Origin of the sequence: Micromonospora sp. DT46, assembly GCF_049841735.1 — a bacterium.
In the GTDB taxonomy this organism is placed as follows: domain Bacteria; phylum Actinomycetota; class Actinomycetes; order Mycobacteriales; family Micromonosporaceae; genus Micromonospora; species Micromonospora reichwaldensis.
In genome coordinates this window covers 208775-221209 of the sequence record NZ_JBNCKW010000002.1, presented here as the reverse complement: position 1 = coordinate 221209, position 12435 = coordinate 208775, and the positions used below count along the sequence as shown (strand labels likewise).

Below are 12435 nucleotides of genomic sequence, written 5' to 3'. Positions count from 1 at the left end.
ACCGGGCCGCGCCGGTCGCTGCGGGTCAGCAGGCCACGTCGATGCCCCGGGCGCGCAGGAACGGCGCTGGGTCGATCTGGTTCCACATCTGACCCTGGTGCACCTCGAAGTGCAGGTGCGGGCCGGTGGAGTCGCCGGTGGACCCCTCCAGGCCGATGGTCTGCCCGGCGGCGACCTTGTCGCCCACGCCCACCTTGGTGGTGCTCAGGTGGGCGTAGTGGGTCAGGTAGCCGTTGCCGTGGTCGACGAAGACGGAGATGCCGTACCCGTCGCCGACGTCGCCGGCCTTGGTGACGGTGCCGCCGAAGGCCGCGCGGACCGGGGTGCCGGCGGGCAGCGCGAAGTCGATGCCGGCGTGCTGGGTGCCCCAGCGCGGGCCGTAGCAGGAGGTGATGGCCGCGCCCTTCATCGGGATGACCCAACTGGGCTTCGGCTTGCTGGTCTTCTTCGGCTTCGGCTTGGCGGTGGTCGCCTTCGGGCGGGGCTTCGCCGACGGGCTGGCCTTCGTCGGGCTGGGCGTCGGGCTCGCCGAGGGGGTGGCCGGGGCGGTCGTCTCGCGGGCGGAGCGGTCGGCGCGGTCGGCGGCCTCCGTGCGGGCCTGCGTGTCCACGGCGGCGGCCGGGACGGAGGGCTCGTCGTTCCCGGTGGCCGCGAAGGCGACGCCGCCGAGGCCGAGGCCGGTCAGGGCCGCTGCGGCGATGATCACGCGGGTGCGGCCGCCGATCCGCCTCCGGGGCCGGACGGGGGCGTCGGGGGTGTTCTCGTTCCGAATGTCTTCCTGCACGGCGGACCTTCACTGATCGAGGGGGCACTTGACCTCGAAATACTGGTGTCGACACGCGGCGTGACGGGTAGTGGGACGGGGTCCGGGCGGACCGGTGACGGCCGCATCCGCCCGTTGCATCCCCGTTCGGGGTTGTTCGACCGTAAAAGTGATCATGTGTGGCGATGGCGCCGGTCACAGTCGCCGGCGTGACCCGGCTCACTTTCGACTCCGGTGGCACACGAAAAACCGCCCGGATCGGCAGATCCGGGCGGTCGACGGGCGATACGCAGCGTCAGGACGCGGCTACCTCGCTGTAGTACACCTCGACTTGTAGCTTGATGTCCACTCCGCGCTCCTTGAGCCACGGCACCGGGTCGAGCGGCTCGCCCTTGACATGCACCTCCAGGTGCAGGTGGGAGCCGTAGGAGTGGCCGGTGTTGCCCACGAGGCCGAGCTGGTCGCCCGCCTTCACCTGCTGACCCTCCTTGACGCTCAGCGCCGAGGAGTGCCCGTAGATCGCCTCGCTGCCGTCGGCGTGCCGGACGATCACGGTGTGGCCGTAGCCGCCGAACCAGCCGGCCTTGGTGACGGTGCCCTCGTGGATGGCGACGTAGGGGGTGCCCTCGGGGGCGACCAGGTCGACGCCGGTGTGCAGCTTGCCCCAGCGCATGCCGTAGGGCGAGTTGAACTCGTAGCCCTGGAGGGGGAGCAGCCAGACCTCGGGCTCGGCGGACTCGGCGCCGCCGGCGCGGTCGCTGTCGCGGCTGGCGCGGTCGGCGTTGTCGCCACGGGCCGCGGCGTCCTGGTTGACGGCCGAGGCGGCCTTGAGCTCGTCGAGGACCGACGGGCTGACGCTCTTGGCGTCCGGCAGGGCGCCGGCGCCGATCGCGACGATGCCGGCGCCGACGAACGCGGTGGTGACCACCGCTGCGTAGCGGCTACGCGGGGGGGTGGGTACGCGGCGGCGACCGCGATATCGATCGGGCTCAGACGACAGGCGCTGGCGCACGCACACCCTCCGTTGTCGGGGATCCGAAGCGGCTTCCTCGACGCCCGTGAAGCTCGGGTGAACGCCGGCTGGCCGCGTCGTCACCCGTCCGTGGACCTGATGACAACCGTGGACACGTTAGCCAACCACCAGTCCCGTCACAAGCCGAAGCGCCGAATTGCTACCGCGTTCTGTCCCTTCCCGTCCGTGATTGTCATGGGTCGTACCCCTCGAACGGTGCCCCCCTAACTGCCCGTTCGTCGCGCAGGGTGACCGAACGGCGGAGTCGTCCGGCTTGACGCCGGGGGCTGGCGCGGTCCGCCGTACCGGCGCCGACGGGAGTCCGGCCGGGTTCGCGGGGGTGAGGTTCACCGCCCGGATTTCCCGGGCAGGGTCGGGCGGGTTACCGTTCGTTCAGTGAAGCCGCGGAGCCGGTGAAAGGGATGCGCTGATGAGCTCTCGTGTACGGGTCGTCGTCGCCAAGCCGGGCCTGGACGGCCACGACCGTGGCGCAAAGGTCGTCGCGCGTGCCCTGCGGGATGCCGGTATGGAGGTCATCTACACCGGCCTGCACCAGACCCCGGAGCAGATCGTGGAGACCGCGATCCAGGAGGACGCCGACGCGGTCGGGCTCTCCGTGCTGTCCGGGGCGCACATGACGCTGTTCCGGCGGGTGGTGGAGCTGCTCGGTGAGCGCGACGCCCGCGACATCGTCGTGTTCGGCGGCGGCATCATTCCCGACGCCGACATCCCGGAGCTCCAGCGGCTCGGGGTCGCCAAGATCTTCACGCCGGGTGCGACGACCCAGTCGATCGTCGAGTGGGTCCGGCAGAACGTCGCCCAGCCGGTCGCCTGACGGCGGCTGCGGGCTCGGGGCCGCTCGGCGGCCGAATCCGGGCAGGGGGAGGGGCCGGACGCACCCCTCACACGTCCGGCCCCTCTATGCACGATGCCCCGCCGCCACCCCTCGACCGACAGGGCATCGGCCGCTCCCGTCGTCGCGCTGCATCAGCGCTCCGACACCTGACTCAACGACGCCCCCACGGACGGGTTACGCGCCCCCGGCAACATCGCCCGGACGGCTGACATCGGGCCGAAGTCGCGGAAAGGCCGCGCGACGCCGCCGATTGTGCATTACCACACAACGTGCACCCGCTCGGTTGCCGGCGGTGTCCACCTCGCTAGGCTGCGCCCAATGGCCTGTTTCGAGTGATGACAGGCGTCAAACTGTTTTCCATAACGCTGGTGGCGGCGCGACGGCGCGCCGCGGAGACGGGACGGGACGCGCAAACGTGGACCTGTACGAGTACCAGGGGCGGGACCTGTTCGAACGGCACGGCTTGCCCGTGCTCGCCGGCGGCGTCGCCACGACCCCGGAGGAGGCCCGCGCGATCGCCGAACGCCTAGGCGGTCGGGTGGTCGTCAAGGCACAGGTGAAGGTCGGTGGCCGAGGCAAGGCCGGCGGCGTGAAGCTGGCCGAGGGCGCCGAGGAGACGGTGGCCCGCGCCACCGACATCCTGGGCATGGACATCAAGGGCCACACCGTCCACAAGGTCATGATCACGGTGACCGCGGACGTGGCCGAGGAGTACTACTTCTCCTACCTGCTCGACCGGGCGAACCGCACCTTCCTCTGCATCGCCAGCGTCGCCGGCGGCATGGACATCGAGCAGGTCGCCGCCGAGACCCCGGAGAAGGTCGTCAAGGCCCCGATCGACGCCAACACCGGCGTCGACGAGGCGAAGGCGCGCGAGATCGTCACCGCCGCCAACTTCCCGGCCGAGGTCGCCGACCAGGTCGTCGAGGCCGCCGTGGGGCTGTGGAAGGCCTTCGTCGCCGAGGACGCCACGCTGGTCGAGGTGAACCCGCTGGCCAAGACCCGCGAGGGCAAGCTGCTGCTGCTCGACGCCAAGGTCACCCTCGACGAGAACGCCGGGTTCCGGCACCCGGACCACGAGGCGCTGGTCGACCAGGCCGCGGTGGACCCGCTGGAGCAGGCCGCCAAGGAGAAGGACCTCAACTACGTCAAGCTCGACGGCGAGGTCGGGATCATCGGCAACGGCGCCGGCCTGGTCATGTCGACCCTCGACGTGGTCGCGTACGCCGGTGAGCGGCACGGCGGCGTCAAGCCGGCCAACTTCCTCGACATCGGCGGTGGCGCGAGCGCCGCCGTGATGGCGAACGGACTGGAGATCGTCCTGTCCGACCCGTCGGTAAAGAGCGTCTTCGTCAACGTCTTCGGCGGCATCACCGCCTGCGACGAGGTCGCCAACGGCATCGTGCAGGCGCTGGCCCTGCTCGAGCAGCGCGGCGAGCAGGTCACCAAGCCGCTGGTCGTCCGCCTCGACGGCAACAACGCCGAGGCTGGCCGGGCGATCCTCGACGGCGCGAACAACCCGCTGGTCCAGCGGGTCGACACGATGGATGGCGCGGCCGAGCGGGCCGCCGAGCTGGCGGCTGCGGGGGTCTGACAATGGCTATCTGGCTGACCAAGGACTCGAAGGTCATCGTCCAGGGGATGACCGGTTCCGAGGGTTCCAAGCACACCCGGCGGATGCTCGCCGCGGGCACCAACGTCGTCGGCGGCGTCAACCCGCGCAAGGCGGGCCAGACGGTCGACTTCGACGGCACCGAGCTGCCGGTCTTCGCCAGCGTCGCGGACGCGATGGCGCAGACCGGTGCGGACGTGACCGTGATCTTCGTACCGCCGCAGTTCACCAAGGGCGCGGTCGTCGAGGCGATCGACGCCGGGATCGACCTGGCCGTGGTGATCACCGAGGGCGTGCCGGTGCACGACACCGCCGCGTTCTGGGCGTACAACGTCGCCAAGGGGGAGCGGACCCGGATCATCGGTCCGAACTGCCCGGGCATCGCCTCGCCGGGCGCCTCCAACGCCGGCATCATCCCGGCCGACATCACCGGCACCGGCCGCATCGGCCTGGTCAGCAAGAGCGGCACGCTGACCTACCAGATGATGTACGAGCTGCGTGACATCGGCTTCTCGACCTGCGTCGGCATCGGCGGTGACCCGATCATCGGCACCACCCACATCGACGCGCTCGCCGCGTTCGAGGCCGACCCGGAGACCGACGCGATCGTCATGATCGGTGAGATCGGTGGCGACGCCGAGGAGCGGGCCGCCGAGTTCATCAAGGCGAACGTGACCAAGCCGGTGGTCGGCTACATCGCCGGCTTCACCGCGCCGCCCGGCAAGACCATGGGCCACGCCGGTGCGATCATCTCCGGCTCGGCGGGCACCGCCGAGGCCAAGAAGGACGCGCTGGAGGCGGTCGGCGTCAAGGTCGGCAAGACCCCGACCGAGACCGCCAAGCTCATGCGGGAGATCATGTCCGCGGGCTGAGCCCGAGCGACGTACGACCGGAGGGCCGACCGTTCGCGGTCGGCCCTCCGCCGTCGTGTCGCGGCGGCCCCGGTCGTTTTGGCGCGGGCGGCCTCAGTCGTTGTAGAGCGGGTAGTTGCCGCCGGCCCAGAGGACGCCGCTGCCGATGATGTTGAGCACGCCGAACGCGATCGCCAGGTAGCCGAGCACGGGCGACTGGCCGAAGCGCTTGGCGTCCCGGATCGACAGGTAACCGAAGACGATCCCCAGGATGCCGCAGCAGAGCAGGCCGAGGATGATGCCGAGCACGCCCCACAGCGTCGTGCGGTCGCGACCGGCCGCGGACGGTGCCGGCGGGGGCGGCGGATACGGAGTGTTCACGGCTCTCCTCCGGACGTCGGTGCCGCGACCCAGCGGTCGCGTCCCTGCGCCGAGGCTAGACCGGATCGGGGGCCGGAGATGGTGGATCACGTAACTCGTCGCCGCTGCGGGGCGGTATCGGACTGCCACCGCCGGCCCGGCATGCCAGAGTAGACGCGATGTCCTCCGTCACCCCTGATCAGCCCAGCCGTCCCGGCGCCGACGTCGGCCCCGGCGCCCGGCCGGCCGCGCCCGTCGGGCGGAGCCGGCGGGTGCCCGCGCCGCGCGCTGGCGAGCCGCGCCGCAGTCGCGCCCCGCTCGTCGTCGCCGCCGGGGTCGCCGCCGGGTGGGCGGCGCTCACCTCCTGGCTGCCGGTCGTGGTCGTGCTCTGGCTGTTCCAGCTCAGCGAGGGTGCCGCCTCCGTGCCGGGTGCGCTGCGCGCCGGGCTGGCCGGCTGGCTGCTCGGGCACGGCGTGCCGCTGGACACCGCCGCCGGCCCGCTCGGGCTGGCCCCGCTGGCGCTGACCGCCCTGGTCGTCTGGCGGCTGACCCGGGCGGGCGTGCACGCCAGCCGGGCCATCGGCGCGCGGGGCGGCCGGTCACCCCGGCAGGCGCTCCTCGCCGCTGGCGCGGTCGGCGTCGCGTACGCGCTGCTCGGGGTCCTCGGCGCGGTGCTGGCCGGCGCGTCACCGGTGCGCGCCGGGCTGACCCTCCTGGTGCTCGGCACGATCGGGGCCCTGGTGGGCTCGGCCCGGACGACGCGCGTGGCCGGCCTGCTCGCCGCGCGGTCCCCGGACGCGCTGCGCGACGGGATCCGCACCGGGCTCGTCGCCGGGCTGCTGCTGTTCGGCGCGGGGGCCGGCGCGGCGGGGCTCGCCGTGGCCACCGGGGGCGGGGACGCCGCCGACCTGATCGGGGCCTACCGCACCGGGGTCGCCGGCCAGGCCGGGATCACGCTGGTCAGCCTCGCCTACGCGCCCAACGCCACAATCTGGTCGGTCAGCTACCTGCTCGGCCCGGGTTTCGCCGTCGGCACCGACACGGCGGTACGCACCAGCGAGGTCTCCGTGGGGGCGCTGCCGGCCGTACCGCTGCTGGCCGGGCTGCCGCGCGGGCCGGTCGACGGGCTCGGCGCCGGGCTGCTCGCGGTGCCGGTCCTCGCCGGGATGGCCGCGGGCTGGCTGCTGGCCCGCCGGCTGCTCCGGCTCGCCGCCGACGACCGGGCACCGCTGCGCTGGGGGCCGCTGCTCGGGGCGGCGGCGCTCGCCGGCCCGGTGGCCGGCCTGCTGCTGGGCGCCGCCGCGGCCGCCTCCGCCGGATCGCTCGGCGGCGGCCGGCTGGTCCAGGTGGGGCCCGTCGCCTGGCAGGTGGCGGCGGTGGCGACCGCGGTCGTCACGGTCGGGGCGCTGATCGGCGCCGCCGCGACCCGGGTGCTGTCCCGCGCGCCCCGCTGAGGGGCCGGAAGACGCCGAAGGGGCGCCCCGGACGGGCCGGGACGCCCCTGTCGCATGACGGTCAGGGCTGGTTGGGCAGCGTCAGACTGAAGCCCAGGAAGATGATCTGGAGCAGGCCGAGCACGACGCCGATGGCGCCACAGATCAGGCCGGCGAGGGCCTGACCGTTGTTGTCGGCCAGCCCCTGGGCGGCCTTCTGCTTGCCCATCCACCCGGTCACCAGCGCACCGATGCCCAGCGGGATGCCGAGGTAGCAGCAGACCATCGGGATCGAGGCGATGCCGAGGATCATGGACACCAGACCGAGGGTGTTCTGCTGCTGCCCAGGCCCCTTCGCGGCGAATCCCGCGTTGGGGTACATGGGCGGCTGCGAGTACGCCTGCTGGCCGTACGGGTCCTGGTACGGCTGCTGCCCGTACGGCTGACCCGGCGCCGGCTGCCCGTAGGGCTGGCCCGAGGTGGGCGGCTGCCCGTAGGGCTGGCCCGAGGTCGGCGGCTGGCCGTACGGGTCCTGCTGGCCGTAGGGGTCCTGCTGACCGTACGGGTTCTGCTGGCCGTACGGATCCTGCGGCGCGGCGTACGGGTCGTTCGGCTGCCCGGAGGCGGGCTGCTGACCGTACGGCGCCGCCGGCGGCGGGGCGTACGGGTCGTGGTGCGGCGCGTTCGGATCCTGGTGCGGCTGCTGGCCGTACGGATCCTGTCCGGGGTAACCGGGCTGCATGCGACTCCTCGTCCGATCTGTCAGTAGCTGCTGGTGGAGGTGTCGCCGCCCATCACACCGGCGAGCCCACCGAGCAGGCAGCACACCAGCACGATCACGTACCAGCTGATGCCGACGATGAGCGCCCACTTGGACCACTTCTTCGACTCGGCGGCGGCGGCCTGGGCCCCGGCGTAGTCGCCCTGCTGGAGCAGCGGGTTCACCTTGGAGGCGTTGATGATCGCCGGGATGGCCAGCGGCCAGAAGAGAAAGATGGCGACGATCGACATCGTCATGTTGTTGTTGATCTGCGGCTGCTGCGGCTGGTATCCGGGCTGCATCTCGGCGTACTCCTCATTCCACTCGACACCCCCGCGGGGCGTCGGATCACTGACGGGTGCGGGCCGACGCGCGCCGGGCCCGAGCGACCGGCAGCGTACCTGGTCCGGACCATTCGCGTCGTCGGTGAATGTCGCAATGCCCAGCGGATGGAAGCGGCGGCAGGCCCGATAGGGTGGCCCGGTGACCGAGCCCGCGCCCGTCGCCCGCATCGTCGTCCTCGTCTCCGGCTCCGGGAGCAACCTCCAGGCCCTGCTCGATGCGAGCGTCGATCCGGCGTACGGGGCCCGGGTGGTGGCCGTCGGCGCCGACCGCGACGGCATCGCGGGTCTGGACCGGGCCGCCGCGGCAGGTGTGCCGACCTTCGTCGAGCGGGTCGCCGACCACCCTGGCCGCGAGGACTGGGACGCCGCGCTGACCGCCCGCGTCGCCGAGCACCGGCCCGACCTGGTCGTCTCCGCGGGTTTCCTCAAGCTGGTCGGCCCGCGCTTCCTGGCCGCCTTCGGCGACCGCTACCTGAACACGCACAACACGCTGCTGCCGGCGTTCCCCGGCATCCACGGCCCGCGTGACGCCCTCGCCTACGGCGTGAAGGTCACCGGGGCGACGCTCTTCTTCGTCGACGCCGGCATGGACACCGGCCCGATCGTCGCGCAGGTCGCCGTGCCGGTGCACGACGGCGACGACGTCGAGACGCTCACCGAGCGCATCAAGGAAGCCGAGCGGCACCAGCTCGTCGAGCAGGTGGGCCGCCTGGTCCGCGAAGGTTGGACGATCACCGGAAGAAAGGTCACGGTCCCGTGAGTTCCACTCAGGACGAACGCTGCCCGATCAGGCGGGCGCTGGTCAGCGTCTACGACAAGACCGGCCTGGTCGAGCTGGCCCGGGCGCTGCACACGGCCGGGGTGGAGATCGTCTCGACCGGCAGCACCGCCTCGGCCATCGCCGGCGCGGGAGTGCCGGTGACCCCGGTCGAGACGGTGACGGGCTTTCCGGAGATCCTCGACGGGCGGGTCAAGACGCTGCACCCGAAGGTGCACGGCGGACTCCTCGCCGACCTGCGCAAGGACTCCCACGTCGCCCAGCTCGACGAGCACGGCATCGCCGGTATCGACCTGCTGGTGTCCAACCTCTACCCGTTCCAGGCCACTGTCGCCTCCGGCGCGGGCGTCGAGGAGTGCGTCGAGCAGATCGACATCGGCGGTCCGGCGATGGTCCGGGCGGCCGCCAAGAACCACGCCTCGGTCGCCGTGGTGACCGACCCGGCCGCGTACCCGGCCCTGCTCGCCGCGCTCGGCGAGGGCGGCTTCACGCTGGCCCAGCGGCGCGTGCTGGCCGCCCGCGCCTTCGCCGTCATCGCCGAGTACGACGTGGCGGTGGCCGAGTGGTGCGCCGCCACGCTGGCGCCCGAGGAGGACGGCTGGCCGGACTTCGCCGGGCTGTCGCTGCGCCGGCAGGCGGTGCTGCGCTACGGCGAGAACCCGCACCAGCCGGCGGCCCTCTACGTCGACCCGTCCAGCCCGGCCGGGCTCGCCCAGGCCGAGCAGCTGCACGGCAAGGAGATGTCCTACAACAACTACGTCGACGCGGACGCGGCGTGGCGGGCGGCCAACGACTTCGCCGACCAGCCGGCGGTGGCGATCATCAAGCACGCCAACCCGTGCGGGATCGCGGTCGGCGCCGACGTGGCCGAGGCGCACCGCAAGGCGCACGCCTGCGACCCGGTGTCCGCGTACGGCGGGGTGATCGCGGTCAACCGGCCGGTCTCGGTCGAGCTGGCCCGGCAGGTATCGGAGATCTTCACCGAGGTGCTGGTGGCGCCCGGCTTCGACGAGGGCGCGGTGGAGGTCCTCCAGGCGAAGAAGAACATCCGGCTGCTGCACGCGCCGGCCTACGCCCCGCTGCCGGCCGAGTGGCGGCAGGTCACCGGCGGCGTACTGGTGCAGATGGCCGACCGGATCGACGCCGAGGGCGACGACCCGGCCAACTGGCGGCTGGCCACCGGCGAGCCGGCGGACGAGGCGACCCTGCGTGACCTGGCCTTCGCCTGGCGGGCGGTACGCGCGGTGAAGAGCAACGCGATCCTGCTGGCCAGGGACGGTGCGACGGTCGGCGTCGGGATGGGCCAGGTCAACCGGGTCGACTCGGCGCAGCTCGCGGTCGCCCGGGCCGGAGCGGACCGGGCCCGTGGTGCGGTGTGCGCCTCGGACGCCTTCTTCCCCTTCGCCGACGGCCCGCAGATCCTCATCGACGCCGGCGTCCGCGCGATCGTGCAGCCGGGCGGCTCGATCCGCGACGAGGAAGTGATCGCCGCCGCCAAGCAGGCCGGCGTCACCATGTACCTGACCTCCACCCGCCACTTCTTCCACTGACCTCCCGGGGAGGGTCAGGGGGTGGGGCGGAGTTCGGCGAAGTGGCAGGCCGAGGGGTGGGGGTCCGCGGCGCGGAGGACCGTGTGGGGCTCCTGGGTGGCGCAGACCTCCTGGGCCTTCCAACAGCGGGTGCGGAAGTGGCAGCCGCTCGGCGGGTCGGCCGGGCTCGGCACGTCGCCGGTGAGCCGGATCATGGTGCGCCGGTCGCGGGCCTCCGGGTCCGGCACCGGCACGGCCGAGAGCAGCGCCTGGGTGTACGGGTGGGTCGCGCGCTCGTAGATCTCGTCCTCGGTGCCGATCTCCACGATCTTGCCGAGGTACATGACCGCGACCCGGTCCGAGATGTGGCGGACCACCGACAGGTCGTGCGCGATGAAGATGTACGACAGGCCGAACTCGTCCTGGAGCTTCTCCAGCAGGTTGATCACCTGGGCCTGGATCGACACGTCCAGGGCGCTGACCGGCTCGTCGCAGACGATGATCTCGGGCCGCAGGGCGAGCGCGCGGGCGATGCCGATGCGCTGCCGCTGACCGCCGGAGAACTGGTGCGGGTACCGGTTGATGTGCTCGGGGTTCAGGCCGACGACGTCGAGCAGCTCCCGCACCCGGCCCCGCCGGCTGCCCTTCGGCGCGGCGTCCGGGTGGATCTCGAACGGCTCGCCGATGATGTCGCCGACCGTCATGCGCGGGTTCAGCGAGGTGTACGGGTCCTGCATCACCATCTGCATGTTGCGCCGCAGCCGGCGCAACTCGGCGCCGGAGGCGGAGAACAGGTCCCGGCCCTCCAGGGTGGCCCGGCCGGCGGTCGGCGTCTCCAGCCGCATCAGCAGCCGGGCCAGCGTCGACTTGCCGCAGCCCGACTCGCCGACCACCCCGAGGGTCTCGCCCCGGCGCAGCTCGAAGCTGACCCCGTCGACGGCCTTGACGGCGCCGACCTGCCGCTGGAAGAGCACGCCCTGGCGGATCGGGAAGTGCTTGACCACGTTGTCGACGGCGAGGATCGTCTCGCCGCGCACCTTGGTCGGGCTAGCGGGCGCTGTCATCACGGACCTCCTGGGCGAAGTGGCACTCGCTGGTCCGGCCGTCGCCCAGGACCAGGTCGTGCGGCACCACGTCGACGCAGACCTGCTGCACGTACGGGCACCGGGGGTGGAAGGGGCAGCCGGACGGGATCCGCATCAGGTTGGGCGGCAGCCCCCTGATCGTGGAGAGCTCCTGGCCCCGGACGTCCATCCGAGGAATCGACTCCAGCAACCCCTTCGTGTACGGGTGAGCCGGCGCCCGGTACAGCGAGCGGACGTCGGCGTGCTCCACGATGCGGCCGGCATACATGACGGCGATCCGGTCCGCGACGCCGGCGACCACGCCCAGGTCGTGCGTGATCAGGATCATCGCCATGTCGAGGTCGCGGCGCAGGTCGGCCAGCAGGTCCATGATCTGGGCCTGCACGGTGACGTCCAGGGCCGTGGTCGGCTCGTCGGCGATCAGCACCTTCGGGTTCATGGCCAGCGCCATCGCGATCATGACGCGCTGCCGCATGCCGCCGGAGAACTGGTGCGGGTAGTCGCCGAGCCGGCTTGCGGCGGCGGGGATCCGTACCAGGTCCATCAGCTCGACGACGCGGGCACGGGCGTCCGCCTTCGACATGCCCTCGCGCTGGCGCAGCGTCTCGCCGATCTGCCAGCCCACTCCGAAGACGGGGTTCAGCGCGGAGAGGGCGTCCTGGAAGATCATCGCGATCTCCTTGCCGCGTACCTGCCGGCGCTGCTCCTCCGGCAGTTTCAGCAGGTCCCGCCCCTGGTAGAGGATCTCGCCGGAGCGGATCACGGCCGGGGGAGTGTCGAGGATGCCCATGATCGCCTGGGCGGTGACCGACTTGCCGGAGCCCGACTCGCCGAGCACGGCGAGCGTCTCGCCGGGATCGAGGTGGTACGAGACCCCGTTGATCACCCTGGCCACGCCCTCGCTGGTGCGGAACTCGACGTGCAGGTCCCGTAGGTCCAGCAGGTGCCCGCCCTCGGGGGTGGGTGAGGCCGGCGTGGGTCGGACGGCGGACTGGCTCACGGTTCACGCCTTTCGCTCGCGACTGCGGGGCTCGCTGCGCTCACTCCTCGCG

The 12435-nt window shown here is 72.3% G+C and carries 13 protein-coding genes; 6 read left to right on the top strand and 7 right to left on the bottom strand.

Going from position 1 to position 12435, the window contains the following annotated elements; all coding sequences use genetic code 11:
- Positions 1-25: 25 nt before the first annotated feature.
- Entirely contained in the window at positions 26-784 is a 759-nt protein-coding gene (locus tag ACLQ20_RS05275; RefSeq protein WP_425854391.1) for a M23 family metallopeptidase, read from the bottom strand.
- 274 nt (positions 785-1058) lie between these two features.
- The gene (locus tag ACLQ20_RS05270) at positions 1059-1775 is read right to left on the bottom strand and encodes a M23 family metallopeptidase (protein WP_327029550.1); all 717 of its coding nucleotides are present in this window, start codon (positions 1773-1775) and stop codon (positions 1059-1061) included.
- Between the two features lie 430 nt (positions 1776-2205).
- On the opposite strand from ACLQ20_RS05270, the gene ACLQ20_RS05265 reads away from it, so the two are divergent.
- The 3 genes from ACLQ20_RS05265 to sucD all read left to right on the top strand — a co-directional run bounded on the left by ACLQ20_RS05265 (position 2206) and on the right by sucD (position 5115).
- Positions 2206-2610 carry a cobalamin B12-binding domain-containing protein gene (locus ACLQ20_RS05265; RefSeq protein WP_132230988.1) on the top strand — a complete coding sequence of 135 codons (405 nt, stop codon included), beginning with the start codon at positions 2206-2208 and terminating at the stop codon, positions 2608-2610.
- Between the two features lie 436 nt (positions 2611-3046).
- The gene (sucC, locus tag ACLQ20_RS05260) at positions 3047-4225 is read left to right on the top strand and encodes an ADP-forming succinate--CoA ligase subunit beta (RefSeq protein WP_151455201.1); all 1179 of its coding nucleotides are present in this window, start codon (positions 3047-3049) and stop codon (positions 4223-4225) included.
- A 2-nt stretch (positions 4226-4227) separates the two neighbouring features.
- Positions 4228-5115 (top strand): succinate--CoA ligase subunit alpha, encoded by an 888-nt coding sequence (sucD, locus tag ACLQ20_RS05255; protein ID WP_132230990.1) that lies wholly within the window; start codon positions 4228-4230, stop codon positions 5113-5115.
- Positions 5116-5208: 93 nt separating this feature from the next.
- Here the strand turns inward: sucD and ACLQ20_RS05250 are convergent, their stop codons facing one another.
- Entirely contained in the window at positions 5209-5475 is a 267-nt protein-coding gene (locus ACLQ20_RS05250; protein WP_132230991.1) for a DUF4190 domain-containing protein, read from the bottom strand.
- A gap of 158 nt (positions 5476-5633) precedes the next feature.
- Here ACLQ20_RS05250 and ACLQ20_RS05245 point away from each other — a divergent pair, with 158 nt between their 5' ends.
- On the top strand, positions 5634-6908 hold the full coding sequence (locus ACLQ20_RS05245) for a cell division protein PerM (RefSeq protein ID WP_358117595.1): 1275 nt from the start codon (positions 5634-5636) through the stop codon (positions 6906-6908).
- A 61-nt stretch (positions 6909-6969) separates the two neighbouring features.
- Here ACLQ20_RS05245 and ACLQ20_RS05240 read toward each other — a convergent pair whose 3' ends face one another.
- Both ACLQ20_RS05240 and ACLQ20_RS05235 read right to left on the bottom strand, forming a co-directional pair.
- On the bottom strand, positions 6970-7629 hold the full coding sequence (locus ACLQ20_RS05240) for a DUF4190 domain-containing protein (protein ID WP_151457629.1): 660 nt from the start codon (positions 7627-7629) through the stop codon (positions 6970-6972).
- Positions 7630-7649: 20 nt separating this feature from the next.
- The gene (locus ACLQ20_RS05235; protein WP_151457630.1) at positions 7650-7949 is read right to left on the bottom strand and encodes a CD225/dispanin family protein; all 300 of its coding nucleotides are present in this window, start codon (positions 7947-7949) and stop codon (positions 7650-7652) included.
- A gap of 181 nt (positions 7950-8130) precedes the next feature.
- Here ACLQ20_RS05235 and purN point away from each other — a divergent pair, with 181 nt between their 5' ends.
- Together purN and purH are read left to right on the top strand one after the other, a co-directional pair.
- A complete protein-coding gene (gene purN, locus ACLQ20_RS05230; RefSeq protein WP_151457631.1) occupies positions 8131-8751 on the top strand; it encodes a phosphoribosylglycinamide formyltransferase in 621 nt (206 codons plus the stop codon).
- A complete protein-coding gene (gene purH / locus ACLQ20_RS05225; protein WP_425854388.1) occupies positions 8748-10319 on the top strand; it encodes a bifunctional phosphoribosylaminoimidazolecarboxamide formyltransferase/IMP cyclohydrolase in 1572 nt (523 codons plus the stop codon). The genes purN and purH overlap by 4 nt, the downstream gene beginning before the upstream one ends.
- Positions 10320-10333: 14 nt before the next feature.
- Here purH and ACLQ20_RS05220 read toward each other — a convergent pair whose 3' ends face one another.
- Together ACLQ20_RS05220 and ACLQ20_RS05215 are read right to left on the bottom strand one after the other, a co-directional pair.
- Entirely contained in the window at positions 10334-11362 is a 1029-nt protein-coding gene (locus tag ACLQ20_RS05220) for an ABC transporter ATP-binding protein (protein ID WP_311410741.1), read from the bottom strand.
- On the bottom strand, positions 11346-12383 hold the full coding sequence (locus ACLQ20_RS05215) for an ABC transporter ATP-binding protein (RefSeq protein ID WP_151456059.1): 1038 nt from the start codon (positions 12381-12383) through the stop codon (positions 11346-11348). The genes ACLQ20_RS05220 and ACLQ20_RS05215 overlap by 17 nt, the downstream gene beginning before the upstream one ends.
- Positions 12384-12435 lie beyond the last annotated feature (52 nt).

Coding starts and splice junctions, on each gene's coding strand:
- ACLQ20_RS05265 (WP_132230988.1), top strand. CDS start 2,206: ATGAGCTCTCGTGTACGGGTCGTCGTCGCCAAGCCGGGCCTGGACGGC.
- sucD (WP_132230990.1), top strand. CDS start 4,228: ATGGCTATCTGGCTGACCAAGGACTCGAAGGTCATCGTCCAGGGGATG.
- ACLQ20_RS05245 (WP_358117595.1), top strand. CDS start 5,634: ATGTCCTCCGTCACCCCTGATCAGCCCAGCCGTCCCGGCGCCGACGTC.
- ACLQ20_RS05240 (WP_151457629.1), bottom strand. CDS start 7,629: ATGCAGCCCGGTTACCCCGGACAGGATCCGTACGGCCAGCAGCCGCAC.
- ACLQ20_RS05235 (WP_151457630.1), bottom strand. CDS start 7,949: ATGCAGCCCGGATACCAGCCGCAGCAGCCGCAGATCAACAACAACATG.
- ACLQ20_RS05220 (WP_311410741.1), bottom strand. CDS start 11,362: ATGACAGCGCCCGCTAGCCCGACCAAGGTGCGCGGCGAGACGATCCTC.